26 protein-coding genes and 1 pseudogene are annotated in these 23,940 nt (G+C 38.1%); 13 read left to right on the top strand and 14 right to left on the bottom strand.

The annotated features are described in order from the left end of the window. Window positions 1-69 precede the first annotated feature (69 nt). From mscL to pncB, 13 genes are all read right to left on the bottom strand, one after another. Entirely contained in the window at window positions 70-447 is a 378-nt protein-coding gene (gene mscL, locus C4H12_RS06095) for a large conductance mechanosensitive channel protein MscL (RefSeq protein ID WP_106098118.1), read from the bottom strand. 159 nt (window positions 448-606) lie between these two features. After that, entirely contained in the window at window positions 607-1,971 is a 1,365-nt protein-coding gene (gene hemN, locus C4H12_RS06090; RefSeq protein WP_106098117.1) for an oxygen-independent coproporphyrinogen III oxidase, read from the bottom strand. A gap of 65 nt (window positions 1,972-2,036) precedes the next feature. Next, window positions 2,037-2,930 (bottom strand): NifU family protein, encoded by an 894-nt coding sequence (locus tag C4H12_RS06085; protein WP_106098116.1) that lies wholly within the window; start codon window positions 2,928-2,930, stop codon window positions 2,037-2,039. A 2-nt stretch (window positions 2,931-2,932) separates the two neighbouring features. Continuing rightward, window positions 2,933-3,571, bottom strand: coding sequence for a viroplasmin family protein (locus C4H12_RS06080; protein ID WP_174688430.1), 639 nt, complete (start codon window positions 3,569-3,571; stop codon window positions 2,933-2,935). Continuing rightward, window positions 3,568-4,053, bottom strand: a complete 486-nt coding sequence (locus C4H12_RS06075; RefSeq protein ID WP_106098114.1) for a hypothetical protein — start codon at window positions 4,051-4,053, stop codon at window positions 3,568-3,570. Before C4H12_RS06075 ends, C4H12_RS06080 begins: the two co-directional genes overlap by 4 nt. Window positions 4,054-4,085: 32 nt before the next feature. Continuing rightward, on the bottom strand, window positions 4,086-5,777 hold the full coding sequence (ettA, locus tag C4H12_RS06070) for an energy-dependent translational throttle protein EttA (protein ID WP_095914737.1): 1,692 nt from the start codon (window positions 5,775-5,777) through the stop codon (window positions 4,086-4,088). A 215-nt stretch (window positions 5,778-5,992) separates the two neighbouring features. Continuing rightward, the gene (locus C4H12_RS06065; RefSeq protein WP_106098113.1) at window positions 5,993-6,616 is read right to left on the bottom strand and encodes an L-threonylcarbamoyladenylate synthase; all 624 of its coding nucleotides are present in this window, start codon (window positions 6,614-6,616) and stop codon (window positions 5,993-5,995) included. Window positions 6,617-6,652: 36 nt separating this feature from the next. Beyond that, complete coding sequence (locus C4H12_RS06060) at window positions 6,653-7,081, bottom strand: PaaI family thioesterase (protein ID WP_106098112.1); 429 nt, start codon at window positions 7,079-7,081, stop codon at window positions 6,653-6,655. 1 nt (window position 7,082) lies between these two features. Further along, window positions 7,083-8,393: a hypothetical protein gene (locus tag C4H12_RS06055; protein WP_106098111.1), complete on the bottom strand. Its 1,311-nt coding sequence runs from the start codon at window positions 8,391-8,393 to the stop codon at window positions 7,083-7,085. Next, window positions 8,390-9,055, bottom strand: coding sequence for an ABC transporter ATP-binding protein (locus tag C4H12_RS06050; RefSeq protein WP_106098110.1), 666 nt, complete (start codon window positions 9,053-9,055; stop codon window positions 8,390-8,392). Before C4H12_RS06050 ends, C4H12_RS06055 begins: the two co-directional genes overlap by 4 nt. Further along, window positions 9,052-9,600 (bottom strand): Smr/MutS family protein, encoded by a 549-nt coding sequence (locus tag C4H12_RS06045; protein WP_106098109.1) that lies wholly within the window; start codon window positions 9,598-9,600, stop codon window positions 9,052-9,054. Before C4H12_RS06045 ends, C4H12_RS06050 begins: the two co-directional genes overlap by 4 nt. Window positions 9,601-9,652: 52 nt before the next feature. Further along, entirely contained in the window at window positions 9,653-9,853 is a 201-nt protein-coding gene (locus C4H12_RS06040) for a hypothetical protein (RefSeq protein WP_106099441.1), read from the bottom strand. Window positions 9,854-9,895: 42 nt separating this feature from the next. Further along, window positions 9,896-11,062, bottom strand: coding sequence for a nicotinate phosphoribosyltransferase (pncB, locus tag C4H12_RS06035; RefSeq protein ID WP_106098108.1), 1,167 nt, complete (start codon window positions 11,060-11,062; stop codon window positions 9,896-9,898). Window positions 11,063-11,568: 506 nt separating this feature from the next. Between pncB and C4H12_RS06030 the strand changes: the two genes are divergently transcribed. From C4H12_RS06030 to C4H12_RS06005, 6 genes are all read left to right on the top strand, one after another. Beyond that, on the top strand, window positions 11,569-12,510 hold the full coding sequence (locus tag C4H12_RS06030; RefSeq protein WP_106098107.1) for a 2-hydroxyacid dehydrogenase: 942 nt from the start codon (window positions 11,569-11,571) through the stop codon (window positions 12,508-12,510). A 7-nt stretch (window positions 12,511-12,517) separates the two neighbouring features. Beyond that, complete coding sequence (locus tag C4H12_RS06025; RefSeq protein ID WP_106098106.1) at window positions 12,518-13,327, top strand: 5'-nucleotidase, lipoprotein e(P4) family; 810 nt, start codon at window positions 12,518-12,520, stop codon at window positions 13,325-13,327. A gap of 136 nt (window positions 13,328-13,463) precedes the next feature. Continuing rightward, on the top strand, window positions 13,464-14,198 hold the full coding sequence (gene ubiE / locus C4H12_RS06020) for a bifunctional demethylmenaquinone methyltransferase/2-methoxy-6-polyprenyl-1,4-benzoquinol methylase UbiE (RefSeq protein WP_106098105.1): 735 nt from the start codon (window positions 13,464-13,466) through the stop codon (window positions 14,196-14,198). 24 nt (window positions 14,199-14,222) lie between these two features. Continuing rightward, complete coding sequence (locus C4H12_RS06015; RefSeq protein WP_106098104.1) at window positions 14,223-14,945, top strand: porin family protein; 723 nt, start codon at window positions 14,223-14,225, stop codon at window positions 14,943-14,945. Window position 14,946: 1 nt separating this feature from the next. Beyond that, on the top strand, window positions 14,947-15,558 hold the full coding sequence (locus C4H12_RS06010; RefSeq protein WP_174688420.1) for a DUF2911 domain-containing protein: 612 nt from the start codon (window positions 14,947-14,949) through the stop codon (window positions 15,556-15,558). Window positions 15,559-15,560: 2 nt separating this feature from the next. Next, complete coding sequence (locus C4H12_RS06005; RefSeq protein WP_106098103.1) at window positions 15,561-16,610, top strand: DUF3810 domain-containing protein; 1,050 nt, start codon at window positions 15,561-15,563, stop codon at window positions 16,608-16,610. Window positions 16,611-16,626: 16 nt separating this feature from the next. On the opposite strand, the gene C4H12_RS06000 is transcribed toward C4H12_RS06005, so the two are convergent. After that, window positions 16,627-16,923 (bottom strand): co-chaperone YbbN, encoded by a 297-nt coding sequence (locus C4H12_RS06000; protein ID WP_106098102.1) that lies wholly within the window; start codon window positions 16,921-16,923, stop codon window positions 16,627-16,629. A gap of 99 nt (window positions 16,924-17,022) precedes the next feature. Between C4H12_RS06000 and ccsA the strand changes: the two genes are divergently transcribed. From ccsA to C4H12_RS05960, 7 genes and pseudogenes are all read left to right on the top strand, one after another. After that, window positions 17,023-19,713, top strand: a complete 2,691-nt coding sequence (gene ccsA / locus C4H12_RS05995) for a cytochrome c biogenesis protein (RefSeq protein ID WP_106098101.1) — start codon at window positions 17,023-17,025, stop codon at window positions 19,711-19,713. A 120-nt stretch (window positions 19,714-19,833) separates the two neighbouring features. Beyond that, window positions 19,834-20,289 carry a hypothetical protein gene (locus C4H12_RS05990; RefSeq protein ID WP_106098100.1) on the top strand — a complete coding sequence of 152 codons (456 nt, stop codon included), beginning with the start codon at window positions 19,834-19,836 and terminating at the stop codon, window positions 20,287-20,289. A 46-nt stretch (window positions 20,290-20,335) separates the two neighbouring features. Then, window positions 20,336-21,298, top strand: coding sequence for a beta-ketoacyl synthase N-terminal-like domain-containing protein (locus C4H12_RS05985; RefSeq protein WP_106098099.1), 963 nt, complete (start codon window positions 20,336-20,338; stop codon window positions 21,296-21,298). Window positions 21,299-21,700: 402 nt separating this feature from the next. Continuing rightward, the gene (locus tag C4H12_RS05975) at window positions 21,701-22,045 is read left to right on the top strand and encodes a hypothetical protein (RefSeq protein ID WP_254424833.1); all 345 of its coding nucleotides are present in this window, start codon (window positions 21,701-21,703) and stop codon (window positions 22,043-22,045) included. 316 nt (window positions 22,046-22,361) lie between these two features. Continuing rightward, complete coding sequence (locus tag C4H12_RS05970) at window positions 22,362-22,901, top strand: hypothetical protein (RefSeq protein ID WP_106098097.1); 540 nt, start codon at window positions 22,362-22,364, stop codon at window positions 22,899-22,901. A 657-nt stretch (window positions 22,902-23,558) separates the two neighbouring features. Continuing rightward, on the top strand, window positions 23,559-23,735 hold the full coding sequence (locus C4H12_RS13695; RefSeq protein WP_164997593.1) for a hypothetical protein: 177 nt from the start codon (window positions 23,559-23,561) through the stop codon (window positions 23,733-23,735). Continuing rightward, window positions 23,650-23,868 (top strand): annotated as a pseudogene (locus tag C4H12_RS05960) (IS1595 family transposase); the annotation flags it as partial. The gene C4H12_RS13695 and the pseudogene C4H12_RS05960, both read left to right, overlap by 86 nt. Window positions 23,869-23,940: the final 72 nt, after the last annotated feature.

Genomic DNA, 23,940 nt, shown 5'->3' with positions numbered 1-23,940 from the left:
TTTTTCAGCGTGGTTTAGATTAGAAATAAATTTTGAAATGTGTAGTGTGCGGTTACACTTTAGTTTTTCTTATTTATTTTTCAATAAATCTCTGATTTCAGCAAGTAATTCCTCTTGAGTAGGACCAGCAGGTGCAGCAGGAGCCTCTTCTTTCTTTTTCTTCATCTTGTTGATACCTTTTACTATCATAAATAGTACAAAAGCCACACACAAGAAGTTAATAACAGCAGCAAGGAACTTACCATAAGCTACTCCATTCGCTACTAAGCCTTCCAAATTCTTAGCTCCAGTAGCTTCTAAAGCTGGAGTAAGCAATAAAGGAGTAATTACATCACCTACTAACGATGATACAATAGCTCCAAAAGCACTACCAATGATAACACCAATGGCTAAATCAACTACGTTACCTTTTACGGCAAACTCTTTAAATTCTTTTAAAAATCCCATAATGACTTGTTTTTAGTTAAAAACTTACTTATTATTTAAATTCGGGGGCAAAAGTAATACTTTTTTTCAAAATAACAAAAAGAAAAGGGACGAATTTCACAACTGTCCCTTTTCATCACTAACTAAAAAACTCAATCACTATATTTTTACAATATGTTTTTATACTGTCATACTGAATATTTTGGTGTTCGGCATTTTGCGCTGCAATCGCAGGTCAAAAGCCATACATATATTTCTTATAAATGGTTTACCCTCATCGGGTACGGTAATACTATCATTATTTATCTGTAGCAGGCCATCACTTTGCATTTCGGAAAGGCGAGCTAATACCTCTTGTATCCCTTCAAACTGCATTGCGGCATCTTCCCACGAAGTATTAAACTGGCACATTAAGTTTAGTATATGTCGCCTAATAATCAAATCTTCATTATTTAAGATATGCCCTTTGCACACAGGTATTTCATTGCGTTCAAGCCTTGCATAATAGGCTTCTAACTCTTTCTCATTCTGAGCAAAAGCATACCAACTATCACTAATAGCAGACATTCCTAAGCCTATCATCAGTTGTGTTTTTGATGCTGTATAGCCCATAAAATTGCGGTGCAATTGGTGTGCTTGGAACGCCTTGTACATACTATCAGTAGGGAGCGCAAAGTGATCCATTCCTATCTCGGCATAACCTACTTGTAGTAAGCGTTCTTTTCCTTCTTCATACAACTGACGTTTTACCTCGCCTGTAGGTACATCTTCATCTTTAAAACCTCTTTGCCCATTGCCTTTAATCCAAGGTACATGGGCGTAACTATAAAAAGCGATACGGTCTGGTCGCAAACTATTACTTTTATCAATAGTAAAGAGTACATCGTCCAGAGTTTGGAATGGTAACCCAAAAACCAAATCGTGACTTACTGAGGTGTAACCTATTTGACGAGCTAACTCAGTAGCTTGTTGTACTTTCTCAAAAGGTTGTATACGGTGAATTGCTTTTTGTACCTTAGCCGAATAATCCTGTACTCCATAGCTTACCCTCCTAAAACCTAAGCGGTAAAGAGTTTGCAGGTGTGCTTTGGTAGTGTTATTGGGGTGTCCTTCAAAGCTAAATTCATAATGAGCAGCACGTTCTGCCCTTTCAAAAATGCCATTAATAAGTCTTTCTAACTCGGTAGGAGCAAAAAAGGTTGGTGTACCTCCTCCTAAATGTATTTCTTTAATAATAGGCTTGGTTGTGAAAAGAGCTGTATACAGCTGCCATTCTTTTAGTACGGCATCAATATAAGGCTGCTCCATTTCATGCCGCTTGGTAATACGCTTGTGGCAACCGCAAAAAGTGCATAAGCTCTCACAAAAAGGCAAGTGTATATAGAGACTAATCCCCTCACGTTCATTACTTTCATTGTATGATTTAGCCAAGCTATCCAACCATTTTTCAGTAGTAAATGCCTCATTTTCCCAATAAGGTACGGTGGGATAGCTAGTGTAGCGAGGTCCGGCTACATTATATTTCTGTATGAGTGAGATTTGCATATCTTCGTTAAAAAACGGCGCAAAGATATTATATTTTTCTTAATAATGCAAGTTTTTAGATGTATTTATATCGCTTCTACTTGAATTTTTGGATTGCTTAATTTGCTTTTTAAAAGTGCTTGAATACCCTTTTTTAATGTTTGGGTAGAAGAAGGACAGCCGCTACAAGCCCCCTGTAACAACACACGTACTAGGAAGGTATCGGGGGTGTATGATATGAATTGTATATTGCCCCCATCACTGGCTACTGCGGGCTTGATATGCTCCTCAATAAGAGCAGCTATTTGCTGTGAAATAGCATCATTGGTGGTTTGGCTTAGCCAATAGGCTTGTGCAGAGGCTTGTTGTTTTTTTATTTCTGCCTGACTGATGAAAGTACGCCCTTCATTGGCATAATTGGTGATAAATAGCCTTATAGCTGCGGTGTATTGTTCCCATTCCTCCGTATCACTTTTGGTAAGTGATATATAGTTATCATCTAAAAATACTTCTGTTATAAACGGAAAGTTCTCAAACAAAGCTAAGGCAATAGGAGCCTCGGTAGCTTCAGTAGCGTTTTTGTATTCTATTACGATAGGAACTAAACGTTTGTTCAGAACAAACTTCATTACAGCGGGATTGGGGGTAGTTTCGGTATATACGGTAGTTGCTATTTCTTGTCCTCCATCGTTATTTACAATAGCCTTCCCTGATTGTAAGTATATTAACACCTGCTCACGCACCTCTTCCTGTACATCAGTCCATTCTATAATAGGGAAGCGCTTAAGGGCGATGAAGTTGCTAGATATGTACACTGTTTTTACAAAAGGCAAATAAAAGAGCTCCCTTGCGAGGGGAGCCCCTTTGGCTTCATCAATATTTTTAAACTCATAACTCCCTTTCACTAAGGCGCGGTTTGCTTCCAGCTTAATGATATCGGGGTGAGAGGTGGCTTGCACCGTAAGGGTAAGGTCTGTCATTCTTATTTGTCTTTTCGTCCAAAATCGGCAGGACATTCGCCCCACGCTTGGGTTTCCCATTTCAGGATAGGGTTAGGGTAAGTATTGGTACGTAACCATTGTTCGGCGCGAGCTATTAACTCAAATATTTTTTCGTTATGAGGGGTGCGCGGTACTTTGGTTTTGCATACCTTTTGGCGTATCCAGCCAATAGCTATTTGACTATCGGAATAGATGGGTATAGTAAGGTTACGCTGCTTTAAGAAAGCTAAAGCGTGTACAATTGCTAAGAACTCGCCTATGTTATTAGTGCCGTCCTTCATTGGCTGTAGCCTAAATATTTCGGCTTGGGTTTCGGTATCTACCCCTCGGTATTCCATTACCCCGGGGTTACCACTGCAAGCTGCATCTACAGCTATAGAAGGCAGTATAGGAGTGCCTATACGCTGCAGCTCGGCAGCTGAAAGGGTAGGGGTATTGCTTAGCTTTTTACCTTTGTACTGTTCAAAATTCTCACTATATGCTTTTTGTGCCATAGCTTCTGTAGGGAAGCTCTTGAACTTGGCATAAGGGTAGCCCTCAATAGCTTTTTTGCATTTATTCCAGGAAGTGAATATACCTGTTTCGTGTCCTTCCCATACTACATAATACTTTTTCATTATAGTAGGAAGATGGCTAAAAGCACTATAATTACAGCTATACTTACCACTACAATGGGAGGAATACTGTTCTTGTTTTTGCTTATGAATAAACTATTCTCAGGGCGGAGCGCCTCAGTATTATAGGCTTGTTTGTATTGCTTTTCTAACATTGCAAACTCTTCCTTTTTTTGAGGAAAAGCCTCTTTTAAATCATTCCAGAGCGGACTTTCGGGAGTGATTTCTTGCAAAGCAGCTCCATCTTTGGCAAAACGTACTTCGGTTTTGCCATTAAAGGTGCTAATGCTATAGCGCGCCTTACTCACATTTTGCCTATTAAAATTCTGTAGTGTAGGTTCATTACCTCTTTCTATCTCTTCTACCAAGTGCTTTGCCTCGTCTAAGCCAATACCACTATCACGGTTGGCATCAAACACTAGCTTTACAGCAGCTAGTTTACATCCTTCTTTTAAAAGAGACTCTATTTCGGGTATATTGATATTCATAAGATTCTCACAGAGATTTTAACTAGTATGGACTATCTTACCAGCTTCTTATATTTAATCCGTGTAGGGGTTACTTCTTTGCCAAGGCGTTTTTTCTTGTTCTCTTCGTATTCCGAAAAACTGCCTTCAAAGAAATACACTTGCGAGTCGCCCTCAAAAGCTAAGATGTGGGTACAAATACGATCTAGGAACCAGCGGTCGTGCGAAATTACTACCGCACAGCCAGCGAAGTTTTCCAACCCTTCTTCTAAGGCGCGGAGGGTATTCACGTCCAAATCGTTGGTAGGCTCGTCCAACAGCAACACGTTGCCTTCTTCTTTTAAGGTCATTGCAAGGTGCAAGCGGTTGCGCTCACCCCCCGAAAGGGTCGCTACTTTCTTGTTCTGTTCACTGCCGCCAAAGTTAAAACGGCTTAGGTAAGCACGTGAGTTCACCTGCCTGCCGCCCATCATTATAAGGTCTTGTCCGCCCGAGAAGTTCTCCCAAATAGACTTTTCAGGGTCTATCTGCTTATGGGTTTGATCTACGTAAGCTATCTTTACGGTTTCGCCTACCAAAAAGTCGCCGCTATCGGGCTGCTCTTCTCCCATAATCATACGGAAAATGGTAGATTTACCTGCTCCGTTAGGTCCTATCACCCCCACTATGCCCGCCTGTGGCAGTACAAAGTTAAGGTCGTCATACAATAGCTTATCACCAAAGGCTTTTGCCACGTGGCGCGCCTCTATTACATTGGTACCCAAGCGAGGCCCGTTGGGAATGTATATTTCAAGTTTTTCTTCTAATTGCTTTTGGTCTTCATTCAGCAGGCGATCGTAGTTTTGCAAACGTGCTTTCTGTTTTGCTTGTCGCCCTTTAGCCCCTTGGCGTACCCATTCCAACTCGCGTTCTAACACCTTTTGGCGTTTGCTTTCGGTTTTCTGTTCTTGGGCAAGGCGTTTGGCTTTTTGGTCGAGCCAAGAAGAATAGTTACCCTTCCAAGGGATACCCTCACCGCGGTCAAGCTCTAATATCCAGCCCGCTACATTGTCCAAGAAATAACGGTCGTGGGTTACAGCTATCACGGTGCCGGCGTACTGTTGTAGGTGCTGCTCTAACCACAATACCGATTCAGCGTCTAAGTGGTTCGTAGGCTCGTCTAAAAGGAGTACATCAGGTTGTTGTAAAAGCAGGCGACACAAGGCTACACGGCGGCGTTCCCCTCCCGAAAGTACTTTGATAGGCGTATCAGGGTCGGGGGTGCGTAGGGCTTCCATAGCCACTTCCAGCTGGTTGTCCAGCTCCCAAGCGTTCAGGGCATCAATCTTGTCCTGTAGCTCGGCTTGCTTATCCATCAGCTTCTGCATCTTATCGGGGTCGGAATAGTTCTCTTCCAAGCCAAAAAGGTCGTTAATATGGTTAAACTCATCGAGTAGTTTAACGGTTTCGGCTACGCCTTCGCGCACTACCTCAATAACGGTTTTCTCATCGTCCAGATGCGGTTCTTGTTCTAGATAGCCTACCGTGTAGTTAGGGGCAAAAACCACTTCGCCTTGGTAGTTTTTATCAATACCGGCTATAATTTTTAGCAAAGAGGACTTACCCGACCCGTTAAGCCCTAAAATACCAATCTTAGCCCCGTAGAAGAAGCTCAGGTAAATGTCTTTAAGCACTTGCTTATTAGTAGATGAATAGGTTTTACTTACCTTATTCATCGAGAAAATAATCTTTTTATCGTCTGCCATAAGTGTTAGAGATTAATGGGGCAAAGGTAATAATAATTTTTGAAATAGCAATATTTAGGGGTAGGGGAAGCAAAGAGGCTGACTCACTATCCTTCGTTTATAGTTCGTTTATAGTTCGTTCATCGTTCGTTCAATCTATATTGATGTTTTAAGACGAATGTATGTTGCTTGGGCGATGAAGAGAAGAAGGAGAGAATTAGAGAGGTTGCCGGTTGCTAATTGATAATTGAAATGTCGCCTTTTCCTTCGCGAATAATAACGGGAGTATCGCCGGAAAGGTCAATAACAGTAGAGGCTACATTGTCCCCATAGCCGCCATCGATGACCATATCTACTTGGTTTTGCCATTTTTCAAAGATGAGTTCGGGGTCGGTAGTGTATTCTATCAGCTCGTCTTCATCATAAATAGAAGTAGATACAATGGGGTTGCCCAGAAGTTGGACTATAGAGCGGGCGATGTTGTTATCGGGCACGCGTATACCTACTGTTTTTTTCTTCTTAAAATCCTTAGGCAGGTTGTTATTGCCCTGCATAATAAAAGTATAAGCCCCTGGTAGGGCACGTTTTAGCAGCTTAAAGGTGCTGCTATCTATCTGCTTCACATAATCGGATAAGTTTTTAAGATCGGAGCATACAAAAGAGAAGTTTGCTTTTTCAAGCTTTACGCCTTTAATGCGCGCTATCTTTTCAAGGGCTTTGGTATTGGTAATGTCGCACCCTAAGCCGTAAACGGTATCGGTAGGGTATATGATAAGTCCGCCTTTGCGCAGTACTTCCACTACTTTGGCAATTTCCTTTTCATTAGGATTTTCGTTGTATAATTTGATGAATTGAGCCATATTAGATGTTAGTTTTTTGTAGATAGTTATTAGATTTTAATTTTTAGAATCTGCCACTATTTTTATAGTTGTAAACTTGCAATAAGATATGAGTTTGCCTTCCTGATTTGTAATTTTAATATCCCAAAGCTGAAGAGTGCGCCCTGCATTAAGGCATTGAGCTTGGGCATAGAGGGTATCACCTACCTTACCAGCGCGCAAGTGGTTGGCACTGAGTTCAATACCGCGTATTTGCTCACCTTCATTACAATGTAAGAGGAAAGCAGCCATACTGCCAGCAGTTTCGGCCAAAGTTAAGGTAGCTCCGCCATGTAGCACGCCATCTACCTGTGTAAGGCGGTCGGTAACAGGCATTGAAAGAGTGAGGGAATCATTGCCTATTTCGGTAATATTCATTTGCCAGTCGCGCATTAGGTTATTTTCGGGCAAGGCATTCCATTTTTGTTGTAAGGTTTGTTTGTCCATATTACTCAAGGTTAATGGGTATCCATTCATATATTTTGGAATAGGCGTCCTGATTGTATTCCTCTAAGGTTACATTTTCATTAGCCATAGGAGAAGGGATGTTAAGCTCCGGGTCGGTGTAGGTGATGAATCGTTTTATGAGGCTGTAAGGTTTGCCTTGTGCATCATATACTACTTTTTGTATCCAGTTACCTTGTTTGTCATACTTAAAAGTACAGGAAGATTTAGCCAATAGGCTGTCTTTTAAATTGTAGAGGGTTACACCTACTAAGTTTTTATAATTATCGTATTTATAAGTGTATTTTCCGCTGTAAGTTTCTGATAAATAAGGGCTTTCTACAGTTTTGGTTGCTCGTAGTCCTTGAGCATTATAAGTGAAGATATGTTTTTCTATAGTTTCATCAGCTTTATCGTTGAAATCCTCATAAGTAAACTGCTCATAGTAAGTGCCTCCTCTTGTTTCTTTGTACTCTATGAGCTGCCCTTTAGAGTTGTAGATGTAATATGCTACATATATTTGATTATTATTATCAGGATCAAAACGCTGCACACGTTTTTTCTTTATCTTTTTATTTGGATAAAACACATAATCATAAGTTTTGCGCTCCTTGGTATAACTACCACCTCCATTGTTTTTCTCGTAATCTTCTTCCTTTAATAAATCATTTTCATACCATTTATTTTCATATAGATATATGTCCCAATCTACTCCAGCTGCCACATCGTGTATTCCTTGCTTTTTTATAGATTTTATCAAATTATTATTTTCATCATATTTCTCATTATATTTGTAGTCATTGCGAAGAGTATCATAAGCTATATGATTACTATTAGGATTTTCTTTCTGTATAAAAATACGTTCTTGCCTCACAAGTCGTTTCCTGTTGTAAAAATACTTTGTTTTTACACGTTTATAGTAAGTAGTAGTCAGTGTTTCCTGCTTTTTTTTGTTCTTGTACCGTACCTTTTCAGTCTTTTCAGTAGTGAAATGGGAGATAGTATCATCATTTACAGGATTCAAATAGACAGTAGTCATTTCTTTTACATCACCTTTAAGGGTATTCTCACGGGCAATGTCTTCTTCTGAGCGTTCTTCATCAATAATGATAAAAAAAGCTTCTTCATCACAACACTCATCTTCAAACTCTTCATCATAAATGAGGGTGTCTTGAACTTCCTGTTCTAATTTATTGTCTACAATATCAGGAACAAGGCTATCTTGTTCCTTATTTGTTTCTTTTTCTGTTTGTGAACTAAAGTATTGGCAGCCTACAAAACAACTGAGAGCTAATGTCAAGATAATATATTTCATTTGCTAATAATATTTCCATCTATCATTACGAGTTTTCTATCGGCCATAGTAGCAAGTTCCTCGTTATGAGTTACTATTACAAAGGTTTGTTGGAACTCCTTTCGCAGCTGGAAAAATAGCTGGTGTAGCTTTTCAGCACTTTCCGAGTCTAAGTTCCCACTGGGTTCATCAGCAAAAACTACTGAAGGTTGGTTCATTAGGGCACGAGCTACCGATACTCGTTGCTGCTCCCCTCCCGATAGTGCATTAGGTTTATGGTGAGCACGATTTGCAAGATGCAAAAAATCTAATAGTTCTATGGCGCGTTTTTCAGCATCTTTCTTGCCCATACCTTTTATCAGAGCAGGAATACAAATGTTTTCCAAAGCTGTAAACTCTGGCAATAATTGGTGAAACTGAAAAATAAACCCTATATGCTCATTCCTAAACCGTGCCAAAGCTTTAGATGAGAGTGATAAAATATCCGTCCCATTGATCTTCAAAGCCGATTGTTTATTGCTATCAGGACTATCTAATGTGCCTAATATATGTAACAAGGTAGTTTTGCCAGCTCCCGAAGCTCCTACTACCGATACTATTTCTCCTTTTGCTACACTTACCGATACACCTTTCAGAACTTCTAAATCTTTATAAGTCTTATGTATGTTAGTTGCTTCAATCATCGTTTTGCATTTTGATAGATATACACTTCAGTAGCCCCAACACCATACTTAGCGTATTCGGCATCGTAGAAGGTTACATTAGGGTAGCGTCCCAACAAAAACTCCAATTCAGTACGTAATACCCCTTCACCCACTCCGTGAATAAAAACCACTCGTTGTATCCGTTGCTCTATGGCCCATTCAAGGCGCCTGCGTGCAGTTTCTAATTGTAGGGTAAGCATATCGTAATTAGTCATATTCTTGGTCGAATCTACTAACTGTTCTATATGCAAGTCCACCTCCATTGGCGGTATATTGCGCTCTTTTTTTGTCAGTACCGATTTGTCCTTGCGTTTGCTTACTACATCCTTGCGTAAGCTCTCTTCATCAATATTCGTAAAAGCACTCTTAAAGGGCGTTTCTTTATCAATAACAATTACTTCTTCAGGTCGAAAGTTAAGTTCAAACCCTTCAGTAGTAAGCATAGTTACTTGTCCTGCTGTTAGGCGCACCACATGCCCTTTAATTGTATCATCCAATACTTCTATGTAATCTCCTATATTCACTGGTTAAGTATGTCTATTTACTAATTAGCCAATCCCGCTATATTACCATTAACTAATTGTCTTCAGGGTTTCTTATTTTAGTTGCAGGGTCTTGAAAATCTTCCTCATTTTTAGAAGGCAGCCTACGTGATATACGGTAAATTCCTATCATCAGTAAGCTCATACCTCCTATAAGTAAGGCTTGGTCATACTGCGGAAATAAATAACGCGATAAGCCTACCAATACCCCCAAAATCATTAATATGTAATTAATCATTAGTCTTTAGTTTTTTAATTTTTAATAGCTGCTAATAAGCTAATTAATAGCCAATATTCCCTTTGCTAGTTCTATCATTCTTTTATCACCAGTGTGTTTATTAGGCTCGTCCGATAGTTTTACCGTAGGCACCCACTCGTTATCGCTGGTAAGCACCTCAGTAAGTTTCATTACAATGTTCATAGGGCGCAACCCTACATCATTAGTAAGGTCAGTACCTATCCCGAATGAAATACCTATCTTGCCTTTGCACGCTTCGGTAATCGCTTGTACTTTCTTAGGATTTAACCCGTCCGAGAAAATAATGTATTTAGATAGCGGATTGATACCCATCTTGTTGTAGTGCGCAATCGTCTTTTCAGCAAATACTATAGGGTCACCACTATCGTGCCTTACCCCGTCAAACAGCTTACTGAATTTCTTGTCGAACTGCTTAAAGAACACATCCGTAGTGTAAGTGTCCGATAGTGCTACCCCAAGGTCACCACGGTACACATCTACCCAATGCTCTAATGAGAGGGCATTAGCCATCTTATAGCTATATTCAGCAGCGTGAAACATAAACCATTCGTGAGCATGTGTGCCTATTGTTTTTACCTGATATTTCATTGCAAAATGCACATTGCTGGAGCCTATAAAAGTACTTTTATAGCCCTCTATAAGGGTACGCATCACTATGTCGTGTACATGATATGAATGCCTACGGCGCGTGCCAAATTCAGCAAATACCACACCCAAATCCTTGTAAAACTGCTCCTTCTCTCTAGTATTCTCTATCACCTGTGCATCTGTCCAAGCCGTCGCATTAGTCAGCTTGTAAAAAAGCTCACTTATTACCGAAAGCAATGGCACTTCCCACAGTATCGTCCTGTACCAATAACCTTCTACTGTTACATTTAAATCATTCCCCTCTTGCGTTATATGAACTTCCGAAGGGTCATAATGATATCCCTCTAAAAAGTCCAAATACAACGGACTCAAATAAGGACAATTATCTTTTAAAAACTGCTTTTCACTCTTCGTCAGTTTTAGCTGTGCCATAGCATTTACTTCCTCCCGCAAAGCTTCAGCAAACCCCTCAGGAAACTCGTGTTTACCTCTATTGATGAAAGTGTAGCGTGCTTTGTTCTTCGGGAACAGCTGCACTACACCGCATTGCATAGTGAACTTATAAAAATCGTTGTCTAATAATGAGTGCAGTATCATATATTTTTCAATTAATAATTAACAATTATATTTAATGCCGCAAAGGTACAAAAAAAATATAAATTAGCAAATAACTTTTTACACCTCCCTCCTCAAAAGCCCCCGTCCCCCTTGCCAATTTCTACCACCCAATCCCCACCTTTCACCCCCCCAATATAATACCCCAATAATCAGTCTAAAATTAAAAAAGCCTGAACGAACGAATAACGAAGGATAAACGAAGGATAAACGAAGGATAGTCAGCGAGCTGGCACAGCTGAGTATGTCGCGAAGGATAGTCAGCGAGCAGGCACAGCTGAGTATGTGGCGAAGGATAGTCAGTGAGCTGCTGCAGCTAAGTATGTCACCAAAGATACTTAATCAGTTACCACAAGCTCATTCCTTTCCTCTACACCCTAAAACCTAACCCCAAAAATATTGCTATTTTATAATTATTTCGTACCTTTGCACTCAGGTAACCGAGTGTTAGCTCACCACCTGTTAATATTAAATGAAAATAAAAAACAATGAAAATATTACATCTTGATACCAACCACCCCCTAATGCTCTCTCAATTAGCAGCTCACGGGTTTGAAAACCACGAAGATTATACAAGTAGCAAACAAGAAATCGAAGCCAAAATAGCCAATTACGACGGAATTATCATCCGCAGCCGCTTCACTATCGACCAAGATTTTTTAAGCAAAGCAAAAAATCTTAAATTCATCGGTAGGGTAGGGGCAGGCCTCGAAAATATCGACGTAGCCTACGCCCAAAGCAAAGGCATCACCCTCATAGCAGCCCCCGAAGGCAACTCCAATGCCGTAGGCGAACACGCACTCGGAATGCTCCTCTCACTCCTTAACCGCTTTAAAATAGCCAATAACGAAATAAAAAACGGCAAATGGCTACGCGAAGAAAACAGAGGATGGGAACTCGATGGCAAAACCGTAGGCATCATAGGCTATGGCAATATGGGCAAAAGCTTCGCCAAAAAATTACGAGGCTTTGATTGTAATGTGATATGCTATGATATACTCCCCAACAAAGGCGATGAAAACGCCAAACAAGTAACCCTCGTCGATTTCTTCCGCCAAGCCGATATCGTAAGCCTTCACACACCCCAAACACCCCAAACCATCGGGATGATTAACCAAACATTTATCAATAGCTTTGCCAAAAACTTCTGGTTCCTCAATACAGCACGCGGTAAGAGTGTTGTAACAGCTCATTTAGTACAAGCCTTGCAATCAGGCAAAGTACTCGGGGCTGGCTTAGATGTGTTAGAGTATGAAAAAGCCTCCTTTGAAGATTTCTTCTCTGGCGATAACCTCCCCGAGCCCTTCAAATACCTCCTCCAAGCCGATAACGTAATACTTACCCCTCACATCGCCGGCTGGAGTTTGGAAAGCAAAGAAAAACTAGCACAAATAATTGTAGATAAAATAATTTCACTTTTTAATAATTAACCGTCAGATGAAAAAAAATATCCTACTTATGGGCATAGCAGCCTTGTGCCTCAATAGCTGCTGCCCTACCAAAAACACAACAACTACTACTACCGAAAACAAACTCATAGCCAATGGTAAATTGTGGTCTTCATACTACCAGCAAAATGCCGCCGAGTATGAAGCACTATGCCTTCAAGCCTTCAATATAGCCCAACTTAGGTTAGATGAGGCTTTAGCCAAAAAAGGCACCCAGCCGCTGGCAATAGTAACCGATATCGATGAAACATTTCTAGATAACTCACCCTTTGAAGCCTATTGCGCCAAGCAAGGCATTAGCTATTCACAAAAAGCGTGGGAAGAATGGACTGTATTAGGCGAAGCCAAACCCTTAGCCGGAGCGTTAGAGTTTTTTGAATACGCCCATAGCAAGGGCGTAGCCATCTTTTACGTTACCAATCGCCTTGAAAAAGAACGTGAAGGCACCGCCAAAAACCTCCGCAAGTATAACTTCCCATTCCCTTCCGATAGCCGTCTTATCTTGCGTACAGCCGAAAAAAGTAAAGAAAATCGCCGTCAGCAAATAGCCAAAGAGTACGATATAGTACTCCTAATGGGCGATAACCTTACCGATTTTGCTAAAGATTTTGACGAGCGTACCCCTCAAGACCGTTCTCAAGCAGTACACCAAAACAAAAGTCAGTTCGGTAAGCGCTTCATCGTATTCCCCAACTTCTCCTATGGCGATTGGGAAGGAGCACCTTATGGCTATAAGTACAACATCCCCGAAACCGATAAAGAAGCTATCATTCAGAAGAATACAAAAACATTTAAGTAAATAAGTAAGAAGAACAACTTTATAGCCTTAAAACCAAAAAAATAGCTACCAATAAAACCAAAAAACAATTTAATTATTTTATTGTTCATTGCCAATTGGTAATTAATTATTATCTTTGCAAAAAATTAAGCATTATATGACTGAAAAACCAGTTACTCCCTACCACAACTCAACACAAGGCAAAAAGCAGCAAGTAATCCAGATGTTTAACACTATATCAGGTAATTATGATGGCTTTAACCGTGTTATTTCGTGGGGAGCTGATATAAAATGGCGCAAGTTTGTAGTAAGCAAAGTAGCCGAAATCCATCCCACTACAGTGCTCGATGTAGCTACAGGTACTGCCGATTTAGCCATAGCTCTCACAGCCATTCCCGATGCCAAAATCACAGGCTTAGATATTTCCGAAGGAATGCTCTCCGTAGGGCGTGAAAAGGTAGAAAAAAAACAACTCAGCCACCGCATTACCTTGCAACAAGGTGATAGTGAGCAACTCCCCTTCCCCGATGCCTCTTTTGATGCTGTAACTGTCGGCTTTGGAGTGCGCAATTTTGAAGATTTAGAAAAAGGACTATCCGAAATTTATAGAGTACTCAAACCCCAAGGGCGCTTGGTAATACTTGAAACCTCAATCCCCGAAAAGTTTCCTTTCAAGCAAGGCTATCACCTGTATACCAACTACATAATGCCCTTTATAGGCAAAGTCTTTTCAAAAGATAAATCAGCTTATAAGTACTTGTCAAACTCGGCTATCCATTTCCCTTACGGCAAAAAGTTCCAACAGATATTAGATAAGGCAGGCTATAAGCACACACAATACTACCCCAAAACATTAGGAGGGGTAGCAACCATTTACATCGCTAACAAATAAAAGACTTACGATAAGCAAAAAATAATGAATTTGAATATAATAAAGAAAATTTTTACAATGCTACTCCTCACCGTAGGGGTAACTAGTTTGTATGGGCAATTCAAAACCCCTATGATTAACTTGGAGCACTTTGATGACAGGCGCTTCCAATGGGGGTATTATTTTGGCGCCAACACCTTCGATTTTAAAATCGATTATAAAGAACTAAATTACCAAACCGAGCGCCTACGTGAAATACAAACCGAAAAGAAAATAGGCTTCAATGTAGGACTTACAGGGCAAGTACACCTCATCAAGTACCTCGACCTGCGTATCGAGCCCGGTTTGGTCTATAACAAGCGCGTATTAACCTTCCCTGGCTTTACCGAAAATCGCGATATAGTTCGTGAAGTACCCTCTACATACATTTACATTCCTCTCTTGCTCAAGTTTAGTGCAGCACGTTGGTACAATGTGAAGCCTTATGTTTCAGCAGGAGCATCAGTAGTATTTAACCTTAGTAGCAATGCAAGTTTAGCTATTGATAACGCCGAAAGAACTTTCCGTTCTTCCAAGAATGTATTCTTTTATGAGTTGGGCTTCGGCTTTGATTTTTATACACATTATTTTAGAGTATCTCCCTCTATAAGGGCTCTGTTCTCAGTAAATAATGAACTAATACCCGATAATAACCCCGCCAGCCCTTGGACAGGTAACCTTAATGGTCTCAAAACACGCGGTTTCTTGATAAATCTTAATTTTGAATAATATGAAGAAAATCTTAATTATAACAGGCTTGTTGTTAAGTGTAGCTACTTATGCACAGAATTTTAGCTACCCTATGGCAAGCCCTCGGCAGGTAATTACCCAGCAGTTCTCCGTAAGCCAAATCACAGTTGATTATGGTCGCCCTAGTGTACGCGGTCGTAAAATATTTGGTGAGTTAGTACCCTATGGTAAAGTATGGCGTGTAGGGGCCAATCAGGCTACAAGTATCAGCTTTTTACAGCCAGTAAAGTTTGGCGGTAAGCCCGTTAAAAAAGGTGAGTATGCTATTTTCGTAACCCCCGAGGCCAACCAATGGAAGATAGTACTTAACTATGATGCCGATGCTTGGGGCGCTTATAGCTATGACCCTAATGAAAACGCTATTGAGTTCACTGTACCAGTAACCCAAACCAAAGAGCTGCAAGAGTCCTTAGAGTTTTCTTTTGAAACACTATCCAATGAAAAACTCAATTTAGTAATACGCTGGGAATATGTAAAAGTTGAAATCCCTATTGAAATAGATAAGAAAGAAACTATTGATAAAATAGTGGAGCAACTCAAAGAAGTAAAACAATTTGAAAGAGATTTAGAAGGTAAAGACGATAAAAAATAAGTATGGAAAGGAAGAAAGTACGCCGCTATAGTTTATGGGCTATATATGTAGCTATTTGGTTGGTATTTCGTAACTTTCCTACTTTTACCGAGTGCTTTTATAGTAATGGTATCTATCCTTATATAGCCAAAATTTTGCACTTGGCTTTTGGGTGGGTACCCTTTTCATTTGGCGATGTGCTCTATACGCTTTTCATAATAGGAGCGATAGGCGCTACCATAAGGCATTTTAGTAAAATATGGCAAAACCCCTTATGGGTATTAGATAAGGTAGTAGGTAAGCTTATAAGTGTTACTTTTGCTTTTTTCTTTCTATGGGGGTTTAATTATTTTAGGATGCCTTTGGCACAGCAATTAGAAGTGAATACACAATATTCTCAGCAGCAGTTGTACCAAGCTACAGAGGCTTGTATAGCCCGAGCCAATGCCCTACATTTGCGCCTCGCCGATAATGATAGTAGTAAGGTTGTAATTCCTTTTACCAACCGAGAAATTTATCGTATTGCATCCGAAAGTTATCCCTTAAATATCACCAATATAGCTGATTTTAAGGCTATCAAAAGTGTGAAGTCATCATTATATAGCACCCTACTTACCTATATGGGCTACAGCGGCTATCTAAATCCTTTTACTAATGAAGCTCAAGTAAATAGCCAGATGGTAGGTTATAGCATTCCGGTTACAGCTTGTCATGAAATAGCGCACCAAATGGGTTATGCTGCCGAAGAAGAAGCTAATTATTTAGGTTATTTAGCAGCTATGAAAGCTAATAACCCTTATTTTAAATATAGTGCCGAACTTTTTGCTTTACGTTGTTTCTTAAATGAAGTAGCAGTTCTCTCTCCTGAAAAGTATGATGAGTTTAGAAGTAAGGTGCGTCAAGGTATTTTTGAGAATTATAAGGAAGTACGTCTTTTTTGGCAACAGTATAAAAATAAAGCTGAACCTATTTTTAAGTCCAGCTATGATGCTTTTTTAAAAGCTAACAAACAAGTGCAAGGCATTAATAGTTATGATTTAGTTACGGGGTTACTAATACCTCATTATCTTTAGGTAATAGGAATTAAAACTACAAGAATTTATTGAGTTCCATTAGTAGTACTTCACTGTCCTGAAAGCCCTCTCCACGCCATATAAGGCTGAGGTTATTAAATATAATTACAGTAGGGATTGAACTTATTTTTAAGGCGTTGCTTAGCTCTTTATTTCTATTAATATCTACTTTTACTACCTTTATACGGTTTTTAAGGGTAGTTACTATTTTTTGTAATACAGCGTTCATACGCAATGAATTTTCTATTCCTTCTGAATAGAAACAAATAAGTACAGGGGTGTTTACATTTATTATATCACCAAATTTTTCCATAGTCTTTATGTTGCTAATAATCGCACAAAAGTACAATTTTTTTCTGAATTACCAAAAATGAGATATAAAATTACATCTTTTTTCTATTCTACTAAGCTAATGACAGTGCTTTTTATTGCCTTTGCTATATCAATGGCAGTAGGAACTTTTATTGAAAGCAACTATGATACTGATACAGCACGTATCTGGGTGTATAACACTTGGTGGTTTGAGGCAATAATGCTTCTTTTTGTGTTCAATTTTATAGGAAATATCAAGCGTTATAACTTGCTTAGAAAAGAGAATTGGGCAGTTCTTTTTTTACATCTTTCGTGGGTGTTTATTATAGTAGGGGCAGGTGTTACCCGTTATTTTGGTGATGAAGGGACTATCTCTTTGCGTGAGGGTGAAACTACTTATACTTATCTGTCAGATCGTACTTATATTACAGTAATGGTAGATGGAGGCTATCAGCAGAAATTGCGTAAAAAGAAACAAAAAGAGGTGCTTTTTTCTTCACACACCTCTAATAGTTATCAGTGGTCATCAGATTTTAAAGGGAAACCTTTTAGTGTTACTTACAAATCATTTAAGCCAATGGGCAAGGATATGAATGTATTAGTGCTAGAAGTAGCTTCGGGGGGTGAGCGCAAAGAGGTTACCCTTATACAGAAGCGTGGCTTAATACATCCTCCTGTTACTGTAAGTCTTAATGACTTAGTTTTTAGACTTAGTTATGGTGCCCGCGAGGTGATGATGCCTTTTAGTATTACTCTTAATAAATTTATAGCTGAAAAATACCCTGGTACAGAAAATAGCTATGCTTCCTTTAAAAGTAAAGTAACCATTAGTGGTAGTGGAGGAAAGGACTCTTTTGGTTATGATATTTATATGAACCACATACTAAACTATAAAGGTTACCGCCTTTTTCAATCGTCTTTTCATCCTGATGAAGAAGGTACCGTGCTTTCTGTAAATCGTGATTATTGGGGTACATTACTTACCTATATAGGTTATATACTACTTTTTGGTAGTTTGCTAGCGTTTATGTTTGTAGGCAAATCAAGGTTTAGGAAACTGAACCAGCAGCTTAAAGAATTGAATCATAAAAGACTGATTACCATTTTCTTTTTCCTCATCTCGGTAATGGCAATAGGACAGACGCCAATGTTAGTGCCTGATAAAGAACACGCCGCTAAGTTTGGGGCTATGCTTATCCAAGATGATGGACGTTTTAAACCTGTAAATACTTTTTCGTCTGAACTTTTGCGAAAGCTAAGCAAGCACGATACTTATAAAGGCTTAACATCAGACCAAGTGCTACTTTCAATGTTAGTATCACCCCAAGTGTGGTATGAGGCCGATATAGTGTATGTAAAGAAAGCTAATGACAGCTTGCATCGCTTTTTGGGGGTGGCAGAAGGTGCAAAATGGATAAAGCCTAAGGATTTTTTTGATGCACAAGGGCAATACAAACTCACACCACTACTAGCAGACATCTATCATACCAATACCCCTAACCAGTTTCAGAAAGATTTTAAAGAGGTAGACCAGCGTATTGGTCTACTTAATAGAGCACTGAGTGGTGATATTTTTAAGGTATTCCCTTTGCCTAATGATACTAACTACAAATGGATTTCGCAACGAGAATATTTGCGTGATACTCTTCAAATAAGTAATGGACAATACCAACAGTTTGTGAAAAATGCGTTGCCTGCTTATCTTCTGTTAGTGCAGCAGGGTATAGAAACTGGTGATTATAGCAAGGCAGAAAAGGTATTGGAACAAATTAAACTGCAACAAGAGTTTTACACAGCAGAAGTTTTGCCTTCAGTAACTAAAGTGCAAACTGAATTATGGTACAATCGGGTTAATATATTTGAGAGGCTTTTTCAGGCTTACTTGTACATAGGAACAGCACTATTTGTGGTATTGCTATGGCATATTTTCTGGACAAAGCGCATTTTTAGGATACTTACGAAAGTAGGTATTGGCTTACTATGGGTGTGCTTTGTTTTGCATACTGCAGGGCTGATAGTGCGGTGGTATTTATCGGGACACGCACCTTTTAGCGATGCTTATGAGAGTATGATATATGTAGGCTGGACAGCAATAGGGGCAGGTTTGTTTTTTTCAAAGCGTTCGCCGCTTACAGTAGCTGCTACTGCTTTTGTAACATCTATGATACTGATGATAGCCCATTGGAACTGGATGGATCCGGCGATAGCTACTCTTCAGCCTGTACTTAATAGCTATTGGCTGATGCTACACGTGGCTGTGATAGTAGGTAGTTATGGACCTTTTGCTTTAGGAATGCTTTTAGGGGCTATCAATCTTTTGCTGATGACACTAACAACTAAAAAGAATGCTCATAAATTAGACCTTATACAACGAGAACTAGGTATTGTAAATGAATTAGCCCTTACTGTAGGGCTTGTAATGCTTACCATAGGTAACTTTTTGGGAGGTATGTGGGCTAATGAAAGCTGGGGACGCTACTGGGGATGGGATCCTAAGGAAACATGGGCGCTTATTAGCATTATGATTTATGCTTTGGTAATACACTTACGATTAATACCTCATTGGCGTGGGCGATGGATATTCAACTTTATGAGTGTGGTGGCTTTTGGGAGTATACTAATGACTTATTTTGGGGTGAATTTTTACCTTACCGGTATGCATAGCTATGCTACGGGAGAGAAAATTATTACTCCGGCTTTTGTGTATTACGCGGTGGGAATAGTGCTATTATTGGGAATAGTATCATACATACGAGCCAAGCAAAATAGAAACAATATGACAAAGAACTAACAGAGAAAAGGTTCTTAGAACTTTTCTGGGTGCAAAGTAAAGGTAAAAGTTTTTCGGTGCCAAAAAACTGTTTCGGAGTGGAACAAAGCTGTTAAAGAAGAAACTACTAAGTGAAAGAAAATGAGATATATATTTATTGCTTTATTACTATTTGGTTGTACCCCAAAGCAACAAAGAACACAAGGGAAGGAAACTACAGAAACACTTACTGTTGGTGCTGTAACAGTATGGGAAGGAGATACCATTAGGTGCTACCAAGATGAGAAGAGTAATGATTATTACTTGCAGTATTTAGGCAATTTGTACCTTATTCCTCATCATTTTATAGTACGGGGTGATACTATTTCGGCAAATTATTTTTATCTTAAAAAGGGAGTAGAGAGCTTAAAACTGGAGATAGCTCAAGGGAATGCGCGTGTAGATGAATACGAGATTGTATTACAGGATAAACCTTTTTTGAATTATATACGTGTGTTATATAATGATGAAAAGATAGATAGTATTTTGGTAGGTAAAACCTTGCCAGTAGATGCTGAAACACTTGACAAGATAAATACTTTCATTAATAAAATATAGTGAACTTACATAGCTTAACTTATTAATTTTAAAACTGATAATTGAAATGAAATCTTATATTAATGGTGCAGCCTGCATATCGGTGCAAGCTACTTTTTTAGCGGATACTTTTCTTGAAGGAGCTTTGCCAGTAGCAGCAGATGAAGTGTGTTATGCTGCCGAACCTTCATATAAAGAATATATAGCCCCTAATGCTAGTAGGCGTATGGCTAAGGGTGTGAAGATGGGTATTGCTACTGCTGCTGAAGCCCTAAAAGAAGCAAACCTTACAACCCCTGAGGCTATTTTTGTAGGTACGGGTATGGGCTGTGTGCAAGACTCGGAGAAATTTTTGACTGCGCTGCTTGATAACAATGAAGCACACCTTACACCTACAGCTTTTATACAATCAACACATAATACAGTGGGAGGGCAAATAGCCCTTTTGCTACAATGCAAGGGTGAGAACCTTACTTATGTGAATGGAGCAGTATCATTTGAGTCGGCATTACTGGCGGCGAGGATGCAGATGGAGCAAGAGACTGTAGGGACAGCCTTAGTAGGAGGAGTGGATGAACACAGTCCGCATACTGTTTTTTTGCACGATTTGGTAGGTTTGAACCAAAAGGGAGAAGGAGCGGCTTTTTTTGCTCTGTCGGGAGAGGAAAGTGCTACTACTTATGGGCAGCTGGTGGATGTAGCCCTTTATAATGAATTAACTGGGGATGAGCAAGAGATGATGCTTCATAGTTTTTTGTTTAGGAATGAGCTTACCCTTGCTGATATAGATTTGGTGCTTACAGGAGAGGCTACCCCGCCCAACTGGGGGCGCCCTACTTATGCTTATAAAAATCTTAGCGGGGAGTATTACACCGCTTCGGCTTTTGGCTTTTGGCTTGCTTGCCAAGTGCTTAGGTGCCAGCGAATTCCTTCGGTAGCGGGGCTACCGGTATCAAGCCCTATAAGGCATATATTGTTAGTGAACTCATACTTGGGGAAAGATTTTAGTTTTGTATTATTAAAGAAATAGAAAAAGCTGCAACACTGAAGTAATAGGTGTTGCGGTTTTTTTATTCTTGAAAGATAACTATTGATAGTTAATTTCACCCTACCAAAGCAGACTGGGAGTTTTTACTTAAATTGAAAAAAGCAGAAAAAGAAGGTGATAAAATAATTAGAAGTAAAGTAAATGATAGCAAAAGAATATATCCCTATTTATATTGTATTAATAGTTCTTACACTTATTTATATAAAGGATAAAAAAAAGAAGAAAAATGATGACAACCCAATGAATATAGCGAGGGTATTTGATTCATTTATACTAATAATAATACTTTTGGTATTAATTATATTATCTGTTTTTAAATAATAATATTGCAGATGGGTAATGTTCTAAATATGTACAAGAAATATAGAGAAAAATAACTTTACTATGAATATACAAAGAGAAAATGGAATTGATGAAGTGAATTGTGCTTTCAGAATGCTGAATATGAGTCTTGAACAATTTACTCAGCTACAACATTTGGTAGAGGGGGTAGATTTAGACTTTGAGATGAATGAGGAGTATAGAAACATTATTATTGATATTAATAACAAAGAAGATGTCAATACAATTATTCAGCTTTGTAAAAAACTCAATATTAAAAAAGGAAATATATATTGTTCTATTATATCATCTTATGACAATGGAGGTTTTAGGCTTCCTTCATATATTATGTATTTGATAAAAGAAATGCAGGAAATAGAATTGGATTTTTCATTTGTGGTGTGTTGATAATGTTCTAAATATATTAATTGAGGTATCAAAATAATTTCATATATTTGCGCTCTGAAAATTAATGTATTATGGAATTATTTAAGGGACAAAGCCTCTTAGAGTTTACTGAACGCTTTAAAACAGACTTTATAAAAAAGGAATAAAAAGAATGCCTGCATTTGTAATATATCGTCCTCATTCAGAGAAAATTCCTTATAAATTTCAATATGATGCCTGGAGTGATTTTATTTATGGTAGTAAAATGAAAGTCAATACATATCAAGATTTGTATAGTAATGTAAAGCCGATACAATATTAAAACTAGAAAGAAATTATGAAACATTTTTTATTATATTTATTACTCTTTATCTTTTTCATATTTTGTAATCGAGAAATAATAGATAGTAGATGTATTATTTTCAATCTATATACTTCAAAAAAAGTACCTTCCCATAGTATTACCTTAGATTTTAAAGATAAATCAATTTTTATTCATAATATTGCAGATGAAGGAATATTTGAATTCAACCCTCCACCTCCACCACCAAGTTATAATATCAAATGGACTTCCGCTTATAGTATTTATCCTAAAGGAAAGGTAATAGATAACAAAATATCTCAAAAAACAGATAAGTTATTTATAAAAATAAATAACATTTTGAATGAGGGACAGCCCTTTTCTTGTTCCAATCACCCGCCTATGCCAGATGAATATGTCTATATATCTTTTACATATTTTAAAGATAATCAGTTAATTTATTCTTGCTTTAGACCTACACAAAAAGAATTAGATATTTTCAATTTAGTAAGAGATTTTATTCTTACTAACGACACTGTAAACGCTGATAAATGGAAGTTATTTTATGATAAATAAAAAATGATGATATTCCTGACAACGTTAAATTTAATCTAAATATTTTTCAATTAAAACCAAGTGGAATACTTTCACATGGATGGTGGAATGAAGGTAAAAATGTAAAAAATGTTGGGATAACTTTCAATAGAGACTCTAAAGGCAATCTAATTTTTCATGCAACTATAGATGAATATACACTATTCTATTGTGCTCAAGTAATTATTTATGCTTTAAAAGGTATTTATTCATTTATTTATTATAGTGAAAATGAAATTGAAGAACAAATTAGGATGTATCATTCTACGGGATTTTAATTTTTATACATTAATAATCATTATTATGCTATTCTTATTCTACATATATACTTTACCTTATATTGCAGAATATGAAGAGATTACAAATTACTCCCAAAAAGCATATCTTATAAATAGTGTAGTAGATAATCTATATTTTTCATCTAACTTTTGGCATTCCCCCCTCGAATATTTAAAAGATATACCTCCCATTTTATTGTTTTTTTTAATCATATTGGCATCATTATTGAATTTTTTAACTACTGTATATACATTATCATTTATTCTGACCATTATTGTAAATAGAACACGATGTTTTATAAAAAAATAATTGAGGTGTCAAAGTATTTTCATATGTTTGCACTCTGAAAATTAATGTATTATGGAATTATTCAAAGGACAAAGCCTCTTAGAGTTTACTGAACGCTTTAAAACTGACTTAGATTGCGAAGAATACTTAGCTTTTTTAAAGAGGGAAGAATTTTCCTACATTACACAAAGTAATACACCAAGTAAAGTCTTGGATACGAGGTATATATTCTTGGGTATCAGAATTTAATATAGACCGATATTTAGCGGAATACAGTTTTAGAATCAATCGCTCACAAAGCAAAGAGACTATCTTTAACAAATTAATGAAAAGAATTGTAGAACGTTCTCCCGTTTCCCAAAGTCAATTAGTATGTAGCTAAATAGACACCTCAATTATAATATTCCCAAAATAACTGCTGATGAGGCGAATAAGAAACATTTTTTAAATTTAG

Origin of the sequence: Capnocytophaga sp. oral taxon 878 (assembly GCF_002999135.1) — a bacterium.
Classification (GTDB): Bacteria; Bacteroidota; Bacteroidia; order Flavobacteriales; family Flavobacteriaceae; genus Capnocytophaga.
This window is presented reverse-complemented; position numbering and strand designations above follow the sequence as displayed.

Coding starts and splice junctions, on each gene's coding strand:
- mscL (WP_106098118.1), bottom strand. CDS start 447: ATGGGATTTTTAAAAGAATTTAAAGAGTTTGCCGTAAAAGGTAACGTA.
- hemN (WP_106098117.1), bottom strand. CDS start 1,971: ATGCAAATCTCACTCATACAGAAATATAATGTAGCCGGACCTCGCTAC.
- C4H12_RS06085 (WP_106098116.1), bottom strand. CDS start 2,930: ATGACAGACCTTACCCTTACGGTGCAAGCCACCTCTCACCCCGATATC.
- C4H12_RS06075 (WP_106098114.1), bottom strand. CDS start 4,053: ATGAATATCAATATACCCGAAATAGAGTCTCTTTTAAAAGAAGGATGT.
- ettA (WP_095914737.1), bottom strand. CDS start 5,777: ATGGCAGACGATAAAAAGATTATTTTCTCGATGAATAAGGTAAGTAAA.
- C4H12_RS06065 (WP_106098113.1), bottom strand. CDS start 6,616: ATGGCTCAATTCATCAAATTATACAACGAAAATCCTAATGAAAAGGAA.
- C4H12_RS06060 (WP_106098112.1), bottom strand. CDS start 7,081: ATGGACAAACAAACCTTACAACAAAAATGGAATGCCTTGCCCGAAAAT.
- C4H12_RS06055 (WP_106098111.1), bottom strand. CDS start 8,393: ATGAAATATATTATCTTGACATTAGCTCTCAGTTGTTTTGTAGGCTGC.
- C4H12_RS06050 (WP_106098110.1), bottom strand. CDS start 9,055: ATGATTGAAGCAACTAACATACATAAGACTTATAAAGATTTAGAAGTT.
- pncB (WP_106098108.1), bottom strand. CDS start 11,062: ATGATACTGCACTCATTATTAGACAACGATTTTTATAAGTTCACTATG.
- C4H12_RS06030 (WP_106098107.1), top strand. CDS start 11,569: ATGAAAATATTACATCTTGATACCAACCACCCCCTAATGCTCTCTCAA.
- C4H12_RS06025 (WP_106098106.1), top strand. CDS start 12,518: ATGAAAAAAAATATCCTACTTATGGGCATAGCAGCCTTGTGCCTCAAT.
- ubiE (WP_106098105.1), top strand. CDS start 13,464: ATGACTGAAAAACCAGTTACTCCCTACCACAACTCAACACAAGGCAAA.
- C4H12_RS06015 (WP_106098104.1), top strand. CDS start 14,223: ATGAATTTGAATATAATAAAGAAAATTTTTACAATGCTACTCCTCACC.
- C4H12_RS06010 (WP_174688420.1), top strand. CDS start 14,947: ATGAAGAAAATCTTAATTATAACAGGCTTGTTGTTAAGTGTAGCTACT.
- C4H12_RS06005 (WP_106098103.1), top strand. CDS start 15,561: ATGGAAAGGAAGAAAGTACGCCGCTATAGTTTATGGGCTATATATGTA.
- C4H12_RS06000 (WP_106098102.1), bottom strand. CDS start 16,923: ATGGAAAAATTTGGTGATATAATAAATGTAAACACCCCTGTACTTATT.
- ccsA (WP_106098101.1), top strand. CDS start 17,023: ATGACAGTGCTTTTTATTGCCTTTGCTATATCAATGGCAGTAGGAACT.
- C4H12_RS05990 (WP_106098100.1), top strand. CDS start 19,834: ATGAGATATATATTTATTGCTTTATTACTATTTGGTTGTACCCCAAAG.
- C4H12_RS05985 (WP_106098099.1), top strand. CDS start 20,336: ATGAAATCTTATATTAATGGTGCAGCCTGCATATCGGTGCAAGCTACT.
- C4H12_RS05975 (WP_254424833.1), top strand. CDS start 21,701: ATGAATATACAAAGAGAAAATGGAATTGATGAAGTGAATTGTGCTTTC.
- C4H12_RS05970 (WP_106098097.1), top strand. CDS start 22,362: ATGAAACATTTTTTATTATATTTATTACTCTTTATCTTTTTCATATTT.
- C4H12_RS13695 (WP_164997593.1), top strand. CDS start 23,559: ATGGAATTATTCAAAGGACAAAGCCTCTTAGAGTTTACTGAACGCTTT.